Source organism: Dinoroseobacter sp. S76, from assembly GCF_049801095.1.
Taxonomy (GTDB): Bacteria; Pseudomonadota; Alphaproteobacteria; order Rhodobacterales; family Rhodobacteraceae; genus Dinoroseobacter.
Genome location: NZ_JBNAGH010000003.1, coordinates 54,244 through 70,908, shown reverse-complemented (window position 1 = coordinate 70,908; position 16,665 = coordinate 54,244). Strand labels below are relative to the sequence as shown.

Here is a 16,665-nt window from a genome sequence, read left to right as displayed (position 1 = left end):
TTCGGTTCAATGGACGCGCAGCGCAAACCGGTTCAGGGCGAATTCCTCGTCTATTTCGAGGCCGATGACGCAGCCGAGCGGCAGCTCTTTCCGTCGGAGGATTTCGTGGTGGAGCGGGTTCCAGATCTCTCCAGCGCCTATCTCGCCCGCAGCAAGGATGCCGAGGCCCCTGAGGAGGTCGCGGTGGAACGGCTGCGGCAGGCGGCAGGCGAGACCTGCCGGATTTTCCCGGTGCTGGAGGACAATGAGGGCCATAGGCTGCTGCCCACAGGGCATATCAACCTGCTTTTCGGGAAAGGGTTGGCGGAGGCCGATCTCGGGGCGTGGCTCGACCATCGTGGCCTTGCACTGGTGTCGCGCAGCAAGCTGCGGCCTTCTGCGTTGACGGTGTCGCCGGTGTCGCCTGCGGACCGTCTGGAGCTGGTCGTGCGTCGGCTCAGGGAGGACCCGGAGGTCGAGTTTGCCGAGCAGGATGTACTCATGCGGTTCCAGCGGGAGTGATGCGCGTGTTGTGCTGCTGCGCGAGGCGCGGGGTCGAGAATGGCTGCTGCGGTCAGGCCTCTGACGTCGCTCTGGGGGCTAACGCAGGCCGTTTCACCCAGCAGGCGCCGGGCGCACCCGGGACAGATCCGGGGCCAGTCGCACAGCCTCCGACGCGCGCGTGAACCCATATCGGAGCCCGAGCATCCCTGCAGGCACCCGGGTTGCGGCGGCTAGGGCCTCGGCGAGGTCCAATCCCACCTGTTCCACCATCACCCGCACCGCTGTGGCGAGGTCGAGATCCGCACCCGCCAAGGTCCCATCCGCCAGGGTCAGCACCCCGTTCCTGCGTGTGATGCGGCGCCCGCCCAGCTCAAACTCTGTCGCATCCGACCCGGCCACCGCCATCGCATCGCTCACCAGAAAGATCCGGCCGGGCCCGGACTTGGCCTGCCATGCCGCGCGGATCGTCTGGGGATGCACATGCACCGCGTCCGCGATCAGCCCGGCGGAGACAGCGCCACTGGCCAGGGCCGCGCCGACCAGCCCAGGCTCCCGATTGCCAAGCTGGCTCATGGCGTTGAAGAGATGTGTGACGCAACGCGCGCCGGCGGCAAAGTAGCGGCGACAGGTCTCGTAATCCGCATCCGTATGGCCGATGGAGATCAGCGCCCCCGCATCGGCAAGCGTCGCAACCTGATCCTCCGTGACGCTTTCCGGGGCCACGGTGATCTTGAGCAGGGGCAGCGCCTCGGCAGCGGCGCAGAGCCGCGCGAGATCTGCCTCCTCCATCTGTCGGATCAAGTCGCCATCATGGGCACCCTTGCGCGCCACTGACAGGTGCGGCCCTTCCAGATGCAGGCCGACAATCCCCGGCACGCCCAGGCGCACCGCCTCCGCCGTGGTGGCGATGGCGGCTTCGGTCTTGTCGGCGGTATCTGTGATCAGTGTCGGCAGGAAGGCCGTGACGCCCAGGCTCCGATGAGCGGTCGCCATCCGCCGTAGGGTATCCAGCGAGGGGGCCGCGTTGAACAGGATCCCATCGCCGCCATTTACCTGCAGATCGACAAAACCCGGGAAGAGGATGTCTCCTTCCAAATCGATCTCGGGGCCAGAGCGGGGCAGGGCGCTTTCCGGCGCGAGCGCCGCAAACTGCCCGTCCTCGAAGCGGACCCCATGCCCCTCCAGCAGGCGCACGCCATCGAAAACCCGCCCATTGCGATATGTCAGCGTGCCATGCGTCATACGGTTTCCGTGACCTTGTTGAGGTGCCGGGGCGTGTCCGGGTTGATGCCCCGCGCCAGCGCGACCGTTTCGACCATGGCATAGAAGGACACGATGGCGGGGATCGGATCGCAGAGCCAGTGATCGGTCCGGATATGGGGCAGGGGTGTCGCGCGCGTGGTCTGGTCGGTGACCGCAAAGACCCGCGCGCCCTTTTCGGCCAGCGCATCGGCGGTCTCGGCAAGGCTCGCCTCGGCCTTGTCGCGCGCCGCGAAGGCGATGACCGGAAAGCCGCCTCCGACGATCGAGACAGGCCCATGGAGCACTTCGGCCGAAGAATAGCTCTCGGCATGGATCAGGCAGGTTTCCTTGAACTTCAGCGCCGCCTCGTTGGAGATCGCCCAGGACGGTCCCCGCCCAATGGTAAAGAGCGAGCGTCCGTCCATGGCCGCGGCAGCCTCGGACCAATCGCACCGCGTGGCTTGGTCCAGAACCTCTGGCAGGGCGTGGATGGCGGCGATCAGGCCAGGGTCCTGCTTGATCTCCGCCAGAAACCAGAGCCCCGCCACCAGCGAGGTCACGAAGGTCTTGGTCGCCGCCACGCTGAGCTCCGGACCCGCATGGAGCGGCAAGGTCGCGTGCGCAGTCTGCGCCAGACGCGAAGTCGCGTCATTGGTGATCGCCACGGTCAGCGCGCCGCTCTCGCCCAGAGCCTTGGTCAGGCGCACGATGTCCGGGCTCTGCCCCGATTGCGACACGGCGATCCCGACCGCGTCGCGCGCCTCCGGAGTCACGCCGTAGATCGAGCTCACGGAGGGGCCGACCGAGGCCATGGGACGCCCCAGCAGCAGCTCGCTGGCGTATTTCAGATAGCTCGCGGCATGGTCGGAAGACCCCCGCGCGATCGAGATGAAATAGCGCGGATCCGCCGCGCGCGCGTCCTTGGCTGCCCGCTGGATCGCAGCGCCGCCTTGACTGAGAAGCCGGTCCACGGCTTGGGGGATTTCGCGCACCTCTTGGTGCATCAGGGTTGGGTCCGGTGACATCTCTGGAAGCCTTTCGATCACAGGCGCAATTCGGCGACGAAGTCATAGGCATCGCCGCGATAGAGCGAGCGGGTGAGCTCGGCGACGCGCCCATTGGCGAGGTAGGAGGTGCGCGCGATGGAGAGGCCTGCCGCCCCTTCGGCGACCCCGAGGAGATCCGCCTCCCGCGCTTCGAGATTGATCGCCGAGATCTTTTGCACCGCCCGCACCGGGCGTAACCCGCGCTGGCTGAGCACCGCATAGAGCGATGTGGTGACCTCGAGCGGATTGGGCAGGATATCCAGTGGCAGCGAGGCGCGTTCCAGCGCCATGGGCCGCTCGCCCGCCTCGCGCAGGCGGTAGATCCGCGCCACCTCCGCGCCCTCGGGCAGATCCAGCGCCTTGGTCTCGGCAGGCGTCGGCAGAAAGACCCCACGCTCCAGCCAGCGCGAGGTGGTGTCCATCCCGCGCCGGGCCATGTCCTCGGTGAAGGAGGTGAGGTGCGAGAGCGATTGCTCCATCCGGTTGATCGGCTCGCGGATGAAGGAGCCGGAGCCCTGCCGCTGTTCGATCAGGCCTTCGCGCACGAGCTCCTGTATGGCCTTGCGAACGGTAACGCGGGAGAGCTCGGTGATCTCCGCGATTTCCCGCTCGGGCGGCAGGGAGGAGTTGGGCGGCAGGACGCCGTTTTCGATCCCGGTTTCGAGCCGCTGGCGCAGCTGCACATAGCGCGGGCCGCCGGTCTCTCCGAGCCAGCCTTCCGGGCGCAGAAACTCCGTCACACTCATGGGGTGACCCCGCGGGCGAGATCGCGGGCCAGGGACAGGGCGCCGTCGAGCGGGGTGCCTGTGGGCGCTGCAAGAGCGGCGCGCAGGGCCTCTGGCAGATAGGGGGCGAATTCGGGTCCGATGCCGCCGGTCAGGCAGATCGTCTGTCCCGCCTTCCAACCGATCTGCGGCAGGCTGCGGGCAATCTCCGCCGCGCCTGCGGTCATGATATCGCGCGCAAGGCTGTCGCCCTCCCGTGCCTGGGCCGTCACGCGGGGGGCCAATTGGCCGAATTCCGCAGGATGCGCTGCGCCCGCAAAACGCACGATGCCCGCCGCGCCGCCATGTTCTGCGAGCAGGATCTCCGCGAGGCGGGAGGAGGGGCGGCGTCCATCCACGGTTTCGAGGGTCCGCGCCAGTGCGGCGCGCCCGATCCATTGGGCGGAAGCTTCGTCGCCAAGCACCGGTCCCCAGCCACCTGAAAACCGCATGCGCCGGTCTCGTTGCGCCCCGTAGAAGGAGCCCGTGCCGCAATGGGCAATCACGCCATCCGCCGAACCGAGAGCGCCGCGCAGGGCGGCGGGGCGGTCGTCCGAGACGTGGAGGGTCGCAAAGGGCAGCGCCTCTTCCAGCCGATTGGCGATCTCCGGCCCCGTGACGCCCGCGAGCCCCACAAAGGTCGGGAGGGGGCTGAGGCTGTCCGTCGTCGTGCCGAGCTGCGCGGCGAGCGCCTGCAGACCGGTCTCGATCTGCGCCACGCCGCCGTCGAAATCCGTCGACACATTGGCAGACCCGCTTTCGACCATTGTGATGTCATCGCCCGCGCCAAGCGCGATCCGGCAGCGCGTGCCGCCGCCATCAATAGCAAGAACATTGGTTTCGTTCGGCTGTGTCATGAAGATACCATTACAATACCTTTTGTGGAATAGAAAGGCCTAAACCATACCTAAGCCGAGAAATCGGACCCTATCAGGCGAATTCTCCTTGTATATCTTAACGAAAACGAAATTCTGGACAAAAGGTATTATAATGGTATGTTGATCGGAATTGCAGGGGGAATCGCATGCTCACAGCCAGAACCGAAGCTTTGCACGCCAGCGCAGGGGGCTTGGATGCCCGACCTCTGGCGGAGGCTGCGGCGCTTCTGGCGGAGGGGCAGGCGGCTGCTGCGCGCGCGGTTCAGGAGGCTGCGCCCGAGATCGCGGTGGCGGCCGCTGCCATGGCGCAGACCATCCGCACGGGCGGGATGCTGCATTACACGGCGGCCGGGTCCTCTGGGCTCATGGCGGCAGCGGATGCGCAGGAGTTGGGGGGCACTTTTTCGATCCCCGCTGCGCAGCTGCGCATCCATATGGCCGGGGGCTTGCCCGACGGGGTCGAGATGCCCGGCGGTACCGAGGATGACACAGGCGGTCTGGCCGCAGCTCTGTCCGATCTGACGCCCCGCGATACGATGATTGCGGTCTCGGCGAGCGGAACCACGCCCTTCACCCTGGCGGCGATCGCGCTGGCCCGGGCCACCGGTGCGACGGTGGTGGGGATCGCCAACAATGCCGATTGCCCGCTGCTGGCGCAGTCCGATCACCCGATCCATCTGGCCACGCCGCCCGAGCTTCTGTCGGGGTCGACCCGGATGGGGGCGGGCACGGCCCAGAAGATCGCGCTCAACATGCTGTCGACCCTGATGGCGATGGATCTGGGCCATGTGCATGACGGCATGATGGTCAACCTGCGCGCGGACAATATCAAGCTGCGCGCCCGTGCCGCCGGGATGGTCGCGCGGATCGCCGATGTGGACGAGGCCGCCGCGCGCGCGGCGCTCGACACCACGGAGGGGCAGGTCAAAACCGCTGTTCTCGTCGCATTGGGGCGCGCCCCGGATGCGGCCCATGCTCTTCTTCGCGAGACCGAAGGAAACTTGCGCGCCGCCCTGGCGCGGCTCAACGAAACAATCCAACGGGAGTAACTCATGACACGCAAAAGACTGGGAGCGGCGCTGCTGACCACGGCGCTTGTGGCGACAGGCGCGCAGGCGCAGGACGTCACCCTGACCATCGAGAGCTGGCGCAATGACGACCTGACGCTCTGGCAGGACAAGATCATTCCCGCCTTCGAGGCGCAGCATCCGGGGATCAAGGTCAATTTCACCCCTTCGGCCCCGGCGGAATACAACGCCGTGCTGAACTCCAAGCTCGATGCGGGCTCGGCGGGGGATCTGATCACCTGCCGTCCCTTTGACGCCTCTCTGGCCCTGTTCGAGGCGGGACATCTTGCGGATCTCAGCGATCTTGGCGCCATGGACAATTTCTCGGATGTGGCGAAATCCGCCTGGCAGAGCGATGATGGCAGCGCGAGTTTCTGCGTCCCCATGGCCTCGGTGATCCACGGCTTCATCTACAACAAGGAGGCCTTCGCCGAGCTTGGGATCGAGGTCCCGACCACGGAGGCCGAGTTCTTTGCCGCGCTCGAGACCATCAAGGAAGATGGCAGCTATATCCCCATGGCCATGGGCACCAATGACCAGTGGGAAGCGGCCACCATGGGCTACAACAATATCGGCCCGAACTACTGGAAGGGCGAGGAGGGTCGTCTTGCTCTGATCGCCGGCGAGCAGAAGCTCACGGACGAGGCCTGGACCGCGCCCTACGCCACCTTATCCCGCTGGGGCGCCTATCTGGGCGATGGCTATGAGGCACAGACCTATCCCGACAGCCAGAACATCTTCACCCTCGGGCGCGCGGCGATCTATCCGGCCGGGTCCTGGGAAGTGTCGGGCTTCAACAACCTGGCCGATTTCGAGATGGGTGCCTTCAAGCCACCCGTGCAGAACGCGGGCGACACCTGCTACATCTCGGATCACACGGATATCGGCATCGGCATGAACGCCGCATCCGAGAATGCCGAGGCCGCCAAGACGTTCCTGGCCTGGGTCGCAAGCCCGGAATTTGCCGAGATCTTCGCCAACGCGCTGCCGGGCTTCTTCCCGCTCTCCTCGACCCCGGTCGAGATTTCCGACCCGCTCGCGGCGGAGTTCGTCAGCTGGCGCGGCGAGTGCGAAAGCACAATCCGCTCCACCTATCAGATCCTGTCGCGCGGCACCCCGAACCTCGAGAACGAGACCTGGGGCGCCTCGGTCGCGGCGATCAAGGGCACGGCAAGCCCCGAAGAGCTTGGCCAGGAGCTGCAGACCGGCTTGGCCAGCTGGTACGAGCCGCAACAGTAAGCCACCACTGCTGCACGCAACCCCGGGCGCATCTCAGCGCCCGGGGGACTTCCTCCCGGAGATTGACCCATGCAACGAGCCCGCTTCCGCTGGCATATCGTGGTGTTTCTTGCGCCCGCTGTCCTTGTCTACACCGCGGTGATGATCTTCCCGCTGTTCAACACGCTGCGGCTCGCGCTTTACACGCGGATCGAACAGGAGCGGGTCTTTGTCGGGCTGGAGAATTTCCGGACGCTGTTCTTCGATCCGATCTGGGCGGAGCAGTTCTGGAACGCGCTGGGCAACAACTTCTGGTTCTTTGTGATCCATATGCTGGTGCAGAACCCGATCGGGATCGCGCTGGCCGCGCTGCTCAGCCATCCGCGCCTGCGCTTTGCGGCCCTCTACCGCTCGGCGATCTTCATCCCCACGATCCTGTCCTTTGTGATCGTCGGTTTCGCGTGGAAACTCATCCTGTCGCCGATCTGGGGCATCGCGCCCGGCATGTTGGATGCGGTGGGGTTGAAGTCGCTCTTTGCGCCCTGGCTTGGCAAGGAGGAATACGCCCTGACCACGCTGGCACTGATCTCGGTCTGGCAGTTCGTGGGCATTCCGATGATGCTGATCTATGCGGCCTTGCTGACGATCCCAGAGGAGATCCTGGAGGCGGGCGAGGTTGATGGCATCACCGGCATGTCGGCCTTCTGGAAGATCAAGCTGCCGCTGATCCTGCCATCGATCGGGATCATTTCGATCCTGACATTCGTGGGTAATTTCAATGCTTTCGACCTCATCTACGCGGCTCAGGGCGCGCTGGCGGGGCCTGACTTTTCGACCGATATTCTCGGCACCTTCATGTATCGCACCTTCTTCGGCTTCCAGCTGCAGCTTGGCGATCCGCATATGGGGTCGGCCATCGCCGGGGCCATGTTCGCGATCATCCTGCTGGGGGTCTGTATCTACCTCTTCGGCATCCAGACCCGGATGCGCCGCTATCAGCTCTGAGAATCCGGATCATGACCACAGCCCGTTCCAACCCGCTCAACGCCGTGCTGATGCACGGGGCGCTCATCCTCTACACGCTGATCGCGCTCTTTCCGGTGTTCGTCATCCTGATCAACTCCTTCAAGGAGCGCCGCTCGATTTTCCGCGAGCCGCTGGCCCTGCCCGATGCCGAGAGCTTCTCGACCATCGGCTATGAGACGGTGATGAAGCAGGGGGACTTCTTCCTCTATTTCCAGAACTCGATGATCGTCACCGTGGCCTCGCTGTTCTTTGTGCTGCTCTTCGGGGCCATGGCCGCCTATGCGCTCAGCGAGTACCGGTTTCGCGGCAATATGCTGATGGGGCTCTATCTCGCGCTCGGGATCATGATCCCGATCCGGATCGGGACCGTCGCCATTCTCGAGATGATGGTGGCGACGGGGCTGGTGAACACGCTCTGGGCGCTGATCCTCGTCTACACGGCCCAGGGTCTGCCGCTGGCGGTGTTCATCCTCAGCGAGTTCATGCGGCAGGTCTCCGATGATCTGAAAAACGCGGGCCGGATTGACGGGTTGAGCGAGTACACGATCTTCTTCCGGCTTGTCCTGCCGCTGGTGCGTCCGGCCATGGCCACGGTGGCGGTGTTCAACATGATCCCGATCTGGAACGACCTTTGGTTCCCGCTGATCCTCGCCCCGGCGGAGGAGACCAAGACGCTGACCCTCGGCAGTCAGGTTTTCATCGGCCAGTTCGTGACCGACTGGAACGCAGTCCTCTCGGCGCTCTCCATGGCGATCCTGCCGGTGCTGGTGCTCTATGTGATCTTTTCGCGGCAGCTGATCCGTGGTCTGACTTCGGGAGCGGTCAAATGATCCGGGTGCTGGTGGCCGGGCTTGGGAATATGGGGCTGAGCCATGCGCTGGCCCATCACCACCACCCTGAGGCGCAGATTGTCGGGCTCGTGAACCGCTCCGGCGAGGTGGATCACCCGGATCTGGCGAGCTATCCGATCTTCACGGATTTCGAGACAGCCCTGACCGAGACCGCGCCCGATCTCGCCGTAATCGCGACCTACACGGACACCCATGCGGATTACGCCGTCGCGGCCATGGAGGCGGGCGCCCATGTCTTTGTCGAAAAGCCCCTCGCCATGACCGTGGCCGAAGCGCGCCGGGTGACAGAGACAGCCGCCCGGACCGGACGCAAGCTTGTGGTGGGCTACATCCTGAGACACCATCCGTCCTGGGTCCGTCTGATCGAAGAGGCGCGCGGGCTGGGTGGACCATATGTGTTCCGCCTCAACCTCAACCAGCAAAGCTCCGGCGCGGAATGGGCGGTCCACAAGGCTCTGATGGAGACGACTTCGCCCATCGTTGATTGCGGCGTCCATTACGTGGATGTCATGTGCCAGATCACCGATGCCGCGCCGACCCGGGTTCACGGAATGGGGCTGCGGCTCAGCGACGAGATCGCGCCGGATATGTATAATTACGGCCAGTTTCAGGTGACCTTCGCCGATGGCTCGGTTGGCTGGTACGAGGCGGGCTGGGGTCCGATGATGTCCGAGACCGCGTTTTTCGTGAAGGACATCATCAGCCCCAATGGCGCGGTTTCGATCACCGATGGCAATCCCGGCGCCTCGTCGGATATCGATGGTCATACCAAGGTCGGCGGCATCCTCGTACACACGCTCGAAGGCGACCGCCGGGTCGAGATGCCCGACGAGCCGGGCCATCAGGCCCTCTGCGATGCAGAGCAGGCCTATATGCTGCGCGCCATTGCCGAAGATATCGACCTGACCCGCCATATGAGCGACGCCGTGAGCTCGCTCGCCATTTGTCTTGCCGCCGATGAAAGCATCCGGACCGGCCAGCCCATTTCGCTTGAGGAGACCTGATATGACGGCGCTGTCCCTGAGAAACGTGAACAAGTCCTTTGGCGCGGTGCATGTCCTGAAGGAGATCAGCCTCGAGGTGGAGGAAGGCGAGTTCGTCGTCTTCGTCGGCCCCTCCGGCTGCGGCAAGTCCACCCTGCTGCGCGTGATCGCGGGGCTCGAGGATGCAAGTTCCGGCGAGATCCATATCGGCGGCGCGCAGGTCAACATGACCCCGCCCTCCAAGCGGGGCATTGCCATGGTGTTCCAGAGCTATGCGCTCTATCCGCATCTGAATGTGCGGGGGAACATGACCCTCGCCCTGAAGCAGGAGCGTCAGCCGAAATCCGTGATCGAAGAGCGGGTGGCCAAGGCCTCGAGGATGCTCAATCTCGAGCCCTATCTGGACCGCTACCCCTCCGAGTTGTCGGGCGGGCAACGCCAGCGCGTGGCCATCGGGCGCGCGATCGTGCGCGAGCCGCAGCTTTTCCTCTTTGACGAGCCGCTCTCCAATCTCGACGCCGCCCTTCGGATGAACACCCGGCTGGAGATCGCGACCCTGCACCGCCAGCTTGGGGCCTCGATGATCTATGTCACCCATGACCAGACCGAGGCGATGACCCTCGCCGACAAGATCGTCGTGCTGCGCGATGGCAGGGTAGAGCAGATCGGCAGCCCGATGGAGCTCTATAACAACCCGGCCAATCAGTTCGTCGCGGGGTTTCTCGGTGCGCCCTCGATGAACTTCTTCCCGGCGGACCTGCTGACCCAAGGGGATACGCGCACCATGGGGATCCGGCCCGAAGACCTGTTCGTTGCCGATGACGGACCGCTTGCGGTGCAGGTCAGCCATGTGGAGCATCTGGGCGGCGACACCAATGTCATCGCCCATAAGGACGCACACCAGATCACCGCGCGCCTCTTTGGCCAGCATCAGGTGGCGGCGGGCGAAACCCTGCGCCTTGGGTTCAACCCCGAGAGCACTTATGCGTTTGATCGCGACGGTGCGCGCCTGCCCTGATCGGCGCGCGCGCTTGGTGCGGCGCTAGGCTGTAGGGCCGAAGGTCTCCGCGTGAATATGCGCGGGAGAAGTCCCTGTGGCCTCCAACCCGGCGCGGATCTCGGACACAAACGCTGCAGGGCCGCAGAGCATGTAATGCGCTGCCGGACCCGCGCGCAAATCGCGCAAAGCCTGCGCTGTCACGCGCCCTTTCTGGTCGTAGTCTGTCCCGAGCCGGTCTGACCCGCGCGGCTGGCTATAAAACGTCCGCGTCCGCAGTCCCGGGAGGCGCGCCGAAAGCCCCGCCACCTCGTCCTTCATGGCATGATGCGCCCCGTCCCGCGCCCCATGGACATACCAAAGCGGGCGGTCGGTTTGCGCCAAGGCTGCCGCGTGCAGCAGGGACAGCATGGGGGTCAGGCCGACGCCGGCACTGACAAGGACCAGAGGATCTGTCCCCGCAGGGGCCGTGAAGTCCCCGGCCGGGCGGCGCGCCTTGATCCGGTCGCCGATCCGCAAGCTGTCATGCACATGGCGGGAGGCCAGCCCGCGCGCCTCGCGCTTGATGCTCAGCCTGTAATGTCCCGCCCCCGGCGCACCGGAGAGCGAATAGCTCCGCAAGGCCGCGCCCCGATGGCCGGGGATGTCCAGTTCGACCGGCAAGTACTGCCCGGCCTCGAACTGGGGCAGGGGCGCCCCCTGGGGGTCCGCCAGATAGAGCGAGGTGATCTCCGCCGTCTCCGGACGCTTGTCCAGCACCACGAGGCTTCGCAGATCCGCATCATCCTTGTGCCAGCGCAGGGACAGGGCCTCGGGCCGGTCGAGCACGCCGGTAACCTCCACGTCGATGAGCCGCTGCGCCCCGGGATCATCGCTGCCTCGCGCGTCCCAGTCGATCCGTGCCCGCCCGGTGAGATGCAGCAGGCCACCGGTCTCGAAATCCACGAAGACCAGCCCGATCGCGGGGTTTTCCAGAAGGTTGCCGATCGTGTTGAAGAAGTTGTTCCCGGCATAATCCGGGATGCGCAGATGGGTCGGGTCGAGGACCTCGACAAAGCCGGGCGCCCCCCCCCGGTGGGAGGCGTCAAACCCGTCTGAAGCCGCGCCCGCCACGCCCGCCTGTCCCGTGCCCAGAAAGAGCGTATCGGCGGCGCGGATGCGGGCAGTCTGCGCTGGGCTCAGCGCCTGAGCGGCGCGCGCGCGCGGCGCGGGTCGCGGGGCGGTACGATGCCAGCGGCGCTCATGGATGTATTGCGGGCAATTGCCATAGCTCTGCCGGACCTCGATCTCGAAGCCGGTTGCGCTCTGGCGCATGCGCCCGCTCATCCGGTTGCGGCGGCGCGTGGCCAGTTCAATGCCGAGCACCCCGATATCCGCACCGCGCCCCAGCGTCTCGGCCAGCGGGTCCTGCGGATCCGGCCGCGCGGCGATGGCGAGGCTTGTCGGGTCGGGCGAGGTGATGAACCCCTCGGGTCCGTCAAGCAGCGTCACCCAATGCTGCCCCTCCGCATCCGCCCCGGCGAGCACGAGAAAGGGTTGCGCGGCGAAGAACGCGCGATGCTGCTCCGGCATGAAAGGGCGCACGAAGCCTGCCACGCGCTGGGCGAGACCGGTGATGCCCACACGGGCCTGGGCCGCGCGCTCACCCGCATGGAAGGGAGATTGGTCCGTCAACATCGCACTGTCCTTTCAGATCGGAGGGGCGCACGGCCCATCGCGGGCCGTGCCGGGGGCGGCTCAGGCCGCGGCGGGGATCGGCGATTTCGCCATTCCGATGAAGTTCGGCAGTGCTTCGATCCGCGCGATCCAGGCGGCGATGTTCGGATAGTCGTCCAGCGCGACCCCACCTTCGGGCGCATGGGCGACATAGCTATAGGCCGAGATATCCGCGAGCGTCAGACGTTCGGCCACGAGGAAACTGCGCCCATCGAGGGCCGCGTTCATCACCTCAAAGAGCTTGTGCGCCTTGGCTTGGGCCGCGCCGTGATCGAGCGGGGCGCCAAAGACCTTGACCAGACGCGCCGCGGCGGGGCCGGAGGCGATCTCACCGGCGGCAATCGAGAGCCAGCGCTGGATCTCCGCCTTCTCGACCGGGGTTTTGCCGGTCCAGGTCTCGGCGTCGCCATAGCGGTGGACAAGATAGGTCAGGATCGCGTTCGAATCCGACAGGATCGTCCCATCGTCGTCAATCGCGGGAACCTGCCCCATGGGGTTCAGGGCGAGGAAGTCGGGCGCCTTGTGGGCCCCGTTGGCCATGTCGAGATCGACGGTCTCATAGGCGACGCCGAGCAGCGCCATCATCAGTTCGACCCGGTGGCAATGGCCGGATTTCGGATTGCGGTAGAGCTTTACGGAGGAGGTCATGGAAGGGGTCCTTTCGTCCAGAGGAAGGGTGAGCGGGGGTCGTGCCACGCCGGGGGTCTGGCGGCGCAGCATGGGATCCGGGCTCTGTGTGGTGCGAGGGCTCTGCCGTGTCGGCCCTTGGGGGCGGACAGGCAGAGCGGTGTGTGCGTCTCGTCAGGTTGCGTTGCAGGCCTGCTTGGCCTGTGTTTGCAAGCTAGATTGCGCTGAATGGCAAATGAATATACGCATTTCAAAATAGATTATTTCGTCAATCAATGTGAATGGCCTGATGGACCGCTTGCAAAGCCTCGAAGTTTTCATTGCCGTCGCCGAGGCCGAGAGCTTTGCCGGAGGTGCCCGCAGCCTTGGGCTCAGCGCGCCTTCGGCCACGCGCGGCGTCAATGCGCTGGAGGACCGGCTCGGCGCGCGGCTCTTTTCGCGCACCACCCGGCGGGTGCGCCTGACGGAGGTGGGCAAGGCCTATCTGGAGGATGCGCGCCACATTCTGGCGCAGATGCAGGCGGCGGATGACGCGGCGGCGGGCGCGGCTCTGAGCCCGGTTGGCACGTTGCGGATCACCTGTTCCAACGAATTCGGACGGATCTATGTCTCGCCCGTGTTGACCGAGTTTCTCGACACCTATCCGGATGTCTCGGCGCAGGTGCTGATGGTCGATCGGATCGTCAACATGATCGAAGAGGGGTTCGATGTGGCCGTGCGGATCGGCCCCTTGCCCTCCTCGGGTCTGTCAGCGGTGCGGGTGGGCAGTGTGCGGCGCATCGTTTGCGGCGCGCCCGCCTATCTGGAGCGTCGGGGCGTGCCCCAGAGCCCCGCCGATCTCGCCGCCCATCAGATTGTCGCCGCCGCCCCCGTCAGCCCGGTCACCGATTGGCGTTTTGGGCTGGACCAGCAGCAGGCCGTGCGCGTGCGGCCCCGCCTGACGGTGTCCAGCGCGGCGGCGGCGATTGCCATTGCGCGCGGGGGATGGGGGCTGACCCGGGTTCTGTCCTACCAGATCGGGCCGGATTTGCAGGCGGGCAGCCTCCGGACCGTGCTCGAGGACTACGAGCCGGAGCCTTTGCCCATCCATCTCGTCCATGTGGAAGGGCGGCGCGCGCCTGCCAAGATCCGCAGCTTTGTCGATTTCGCCAAGGCGCGTCTGCGCGCGATTTCCGTACTGAACTAGGGGCACTCCGTCTCGTTCAACGCGATCCTGCCGGGACGAAGGCGAGCAGACCGGCTCGGCGCCTGCCAGTCCCCGGCGCCGGAGGATACCCGCGCGCCAGCCCCGCTATTTCGGCGCGAAGAGCAGCTTCAGATAGGTCCGGAACAGCATGATCTGTTCGGCGGCATTGTTGTGCTCGCGCAGGGCGCGTTGCAGCACAAGCCCTCCCTCGACCACGCCCGAGACCATATCGCCCAGAGCGTCCATGTTCACCGGCTCGCGCGGGGCATAAATCTCGGCAATTTCTTCGAACATCCCGCGGAACCGTTTGCGCCACCCGAGAATGGCCTGTCGGTTGAGTTCCCGCACCCCGTCGTCGAACAGCCGGTCCTGATAGGCGGTCGAGGCGATCACGCAACCCGGATGCCCGGTCGGCATTTCCTCGAGCATTTCGGCCAGTAGCTTCAGCCCGATCAGCATGCAGTGGAGCGGATCGTCATTGAGCTCCCGCGCGCGGGCAAAGAGATCGTCATAGAGCGCGTTCTCCACCTCGATGTAGCGCTCCAGAAGGGCGCGGGCCAAGGCGTTCTTGTCCTTGAAATGGTAAAAGAACCCGCCCCGGGAAATCCCGGCCCCCGCGACGATCTCGTCTATGGAGGTCGCCTCGAACCCTTTTTCGAGCACGGCGGCCTCGGTGATGTCGAGGATTCTGCCGCGGGTGTCGATTTTCTGATCCATCTTCTCAATCCCGACTGTACTGCGAGTCCAGTTGACAGCGACCCGCGCGCGCGCCGGATCGCGGACCCGCCACTGAGGCACTGAAATTACGTCGAAAATCTGCATCTGGCAACCGGACCACGCGGCAACTATCGCGGTCGGCACGCGCCGGGCTACTCCCTTCCCAGCAACGGAAAAGGAGAGCGTGGATGCGAATTCAACAGCTTGGCACGACAAACCGGTTCTTCCTGACGGATGGGGGACTGGAGACCTACATGATTTTCGACAAGGGCTATGAGCTGCCCTGTTTCTCGGCTGCGGTGCTTTTGGACACAGCACAGGGATGCGCAGATCTCACCGCCTATTTCGAGCGGTTCATCGGGATCGCGCGGCGCAGCGGACGAGGGTTTATCCTCGATGCGCCCACATGGCGGGCAGGGGCGGCCTGGGCCGGACCGCTGGGCCAGACCCTCAAGGAGGTGATGGAGACCAATGCCCGCGCCGTGGCCTTCGTGACGGCTTTGCGGACCGAGCATGAAACCCCGGAGCTTCCGATCCTGATCAACGGGCTCGTGGGGCCAGCGGGCGACGCCTACGCGACCGATGCCACGCTGTCGCGGCAAGATGCCCTGCTGATCCACGCGCCGCAGATCCACGCATTGGGGCGGGCCGGGGTCGATATGATCAGCGCCATGACCCTCACCCACGCGGAGGAGGCGATCGGGATCGTTCAGGCCGCCAAGGAGATTGACCTGCCCGTGGTCATCGCCTTCACCCTGGAGACCGATGGCCGTTTGCCCTCGGGCCAGCCTCTCGAAGCGGCGATTGCCGAGGTGGATGCGGCCACGGATGCGGGCGCGCTCTACTACATGATCAACTGCGCCCATCCCGACCATTTCGCAGCGCTGCTCGACCCGAACGCGCTCTGGACCCAGCGGATTGGCGGGCTGCGCTCCAACGCATCGCGCATGAGCCATGCTGAGCTCGACAACGCCGAGGTGCTGGATGATGGCGATCCCGTTGAGCTGGGCGCGCTCAGTGCCGCGTTGGCCGAGCGCCTGCCGAACATCCGCGTGATCGGGGGCTGCTGTGGCACCGATCACCGCCATCTGGGCTGCATCGCGGGTCATGATCCGGCCCGATCTGCCGCGTGAAAAACGGACTGTAACATCATGAATAGAAAGGACACCCCCATGATGAAAACCCTTCTGACCTCCGCCGCGCTGAGCCTCGCGCTTGGCAGTCTGGTCCTGGCCGACACGCCTGCGGCCTTTGACGTGGCCGAAGACCACACCCGCATTTTCATGGCGGATGCACCGCTGCATGAGAGCGGTATGCCCGCCCATGGCAATGCCTTCATCAGCCAGGGATATATCTATCCCGCGGGCACGCTGGCGGCCGATACGGCGGGTGTGTTGCCCGATGGCCGTCCGGCCTTCCCGGATCTCGTGCTCGGCCAATGGACCTGTGACGGGTATTTCGTCGGTGAGGGCGCCAATGCCACCAGCGGCGTCTGGATCATTAGCCGTCAGGTCTTTGCCTTCGAAGGCGGCGACACGATTGTCACCCAAGGGACCGAGATCGTGGATACCGGCGTCGAGAACCTGCGCGCGATCACCGGCGCGACCGGCGCCTATGCGGAGGCTTCCGGCGGCATGGTGCAGACCCTGTTGGGGTTCAGCGAGCAGATGACCGTGAACATCACCTTCCGACTGCCTGAGGAGAGCTGGGATCAGGCGTCCCGATCCGACGGCGTGCCGGCGGTCGATGCGCCCCTAGACGCGAGCGGCATTGCGCGCAAGGCCGACGCTTCCCTGCCAAGCGCGCCTGCGGCCTCTGCCATGTGACCCCCCTCTCATGGTCCGGGCGCTCCTCCCGCCCGGGC

At 65.4% G+C, this 16,665-nt stretch carries 17 protein-coding genes; 10 read left to right on the top strand and 7 right to left on the bottom strand.

The window, feature by feature from the left end; genetic code table 11:
* Positions 1-9: 9 nt before the first annotated feature.
* The gene (locus tag ACP153_RS09975) at positions 10-501 is read left to right on the top strand and encodes a hypothetical protein (RefSeq protein WP_424970844.1); all 492 of its coding nucleotides are present in this window, start codon (positions 10-12) and stop codon (positions 499-501) included.
* A gap of 93 nt (positions 502-594) precedes the next feature.
* On the opposite strand, the gene nagA is transcribed toward ACP153_RS09975, so the two are convergent.
* The 4 genes from nagA to ACP153_RS09955 are packed head-to-tail and all read right to left on the bottom strand — an operon-like array spanning position 595 to position 4,392.
* Positions 595-1,725 carry an N-acetylglucosamine-6-phosphate deacetylase gene (nagA, locus tag ACP153_RS09970; RefSeq protein WP_424970843.1) on the bottom strand — a complete coding sequence of 377 codons (1,131 nt, stop codon included), beginning with the start codon at positions 1,723-1,725 and terminating at the stop codon, positions 595-597.
* Positions 1,722-2,750, bottom strand: a complete 1,029-nt coding sequence (locus ACP153_RS09965; RefSeq protein ID WP_424970842.1) for an SIS domain-containing protein — start codon at positions 2,748-2,750, stop codon at positions 1,722-1,724. Before ACP153_RS09965 ends, nagA begins: the two co-directional genes overlap by 4 nt.
* Before the next feature lie 17 nt (positions 2,751-2,767).
* Entirely contained in the window at positions 2,768-3,517 is a 750-nt protein-coding gene (locus ACP153_RS09960; RefSeq protein WP_424970841.1) for a GntR family transcriptional regulator, read from the bottom strand.
* Positions 3,514-4,392, bottom strand: coding sequence for a BadF/BadG/BcrA/BcrD ATPase family protein (locus tag ACP153_RS09955; protein WP_424970840.1), 879 nt, complete (start codon positions 4,390-4,392; stop codon positions 3,514-3,516). Before ACP153_RS09955 ends, ACP153_RS09960 begins: the two co-directional genes overlap by 4 nt.
* A gap of 167 nt (positions 4,393-4,559) precedes the next feature.
* On the opposite strand from ACP153_RS09955, the gene ACP153_RS09950 reads away from it, so the two are divergent.
* The 6 genes from ACP153_RS09950 (at position 4,560) to ACP153_RS09925 (ending at position 10,576) form a co-directional block, all read left to right on the top strand.
* Entirely contained in the window at positions 4,560-5,462 is a 903-nt protein-coding gene (locus ACP153_RS09950) for an N-acetylmuramic acid 6-phosphate etherase (protein WP_424970839.1), read from the top strand.
* Between the two features lie 3 nt (positions 5,463-5,465).
* Positions 5,466-6,719, top strand: coding sequence for an ABC transporter substrate-binding protein (locus ACP153_RS09945; RefSeq protein ID WP_424970838.1), 1,254 nt, complete (start codon positions 5,466-5,468; stop codon positions 6,717-6,719).
* Positions 6,720-6,788: 69 nt separating this feature from the next.
* Positions 6,789-7,703 carry a carbohydrate ABC transporter permease gene (locus tag ACP153_RS09940; protein WP_424970837.1) on the top strand — a complete coding sequence of 305 codons (915 nt, stop codon included), beginning with the start codon at positions 6,789-6,791 and terminating at the stop codon, positions 7,701-7,703.
* 11 nt (positions 7,704-7,714) lie between these two features.
* Entirely contained in the window at positions 7,715-8,554 is an 840-nt protein-coding gene (locus tag ACP153_RS09935) for a carbohydrate ABC transporter permease (protein ID WP_424970836.1), read from the top strand.
* Positions 8,551-9,579, top strand: a complete 1,029-nt coding sequence (locus tag ACP153_RS09930; protein ID WP_424970835.1) for a Gfo/Idh/MocA family protein — start codon at positions 8,551-8,553, stop codon at positions 9,577-9,579. Before ACP153_RS09935 ends, ACP153_RS09930 begins: the two co-directional genes overlap by 4 nt.
* A gap of 1 nt (position 9,580) precedes the next feature.
* The gene (locus ACP153_RS09925) at positions 9,581-10,576 is read left to right on the top strand and encodes an ABC transporter ATP-binding protein (RefSeq protein ID WP_424970834.1); all 996 of its coding nucleotides are present in this window, start codon (positions 9,581-9,583) and stop codon (positions 10,574-10,576) included.
* 24 nt (positions 10,577-10,600) lie between these two features.
* Here the strand turns inward: ACP153_RS09925 and ACP153_RS09920 are convergent, their stop codons facing one another.
* A complete protein-coding gene (locus ACP153_RS09920; protein ID WP_424970833.1) occupies positions 10,601-12,232 on the bottom strand; it encodes a pyridoxamine 5'-phosphate oxidase family protein in 1,632 nt (543 codons plus the stop codon).
* A 60-nt stretch (positions 12,233-12,292) separates the two neighbouring features.
* A complete protein-coding gene (locus tag ACP153_RS09915; protein WP_424970832.1) occupies positions 12,293-12,919 on the bottom strand; it encodes a glutathione S-transferase family protein in 627 nt (208 codons plus the stop codon).
* Positions 12,920-13,187: 268 nt separating this feature from the next.
* On the opposite strand from ACP153_RS09915, the gene ACP153_RS09910 reads away from it, so the two are divergent.
* Positions 13,188-14,084: a LysR family transcriptional regulator gene (locus ACP153_RS09910; protein ID WP_424970831.1), complete on the top strand. Its 897-nt coding sequence runs from the start codon at positions 13,188-13,190 to the stop codon at positions 14,082-14,084.
* Positions 14,085-14,189: 105 nt separating this feature from the next.
* Here the strand turns inward: ACP153_RS09910 and ACP153_RS09905 are convergent, their stop codons facing one another.
* Positions 14,190-14,801, bottom strand: coding sequence for a TetR/AcrR family transcriptional regulator (locus tag ACP153_RS09905; RefSeq protein ID WP_424970830.1), 612 nt, complete (start codon positions 14,799-14,801; stop codon positions 14,190-14,192).
* Positions 14,802-14,989: 188 nt separating this feature from the next.
* Between ACP153_RS09905 and ACP153_RS09900 the strand changes: the two genes are divergently transcribed.
* Positions 14,990-15,934 carry a homocysteine S-methyltransferase family protein gene (locus tag ACP153_RS09900; protein WP_424970829.1) on the top strand — a complete coding sequence of 315 codons (945 nt, stop codon included), beginning with the start codon at positions 14,990-14,992 and terminating at the stop codon, positions 15,932-15,934.
* 39 nt (positions 15,935-15,973) lie between these two features.
* On the top strand, positions 15,974-16,627 hold the full coding sequence (locus ACP153_RS09895; RefSeq protein WP_424970828.1) for a hypothetical protein: 654 nt from the start codon (positions 15,974-15,976) through the stop codon (positions 16,625-16,627).
* Positions 16,628-16,665 lie beyond the last annotated feature (38 nt).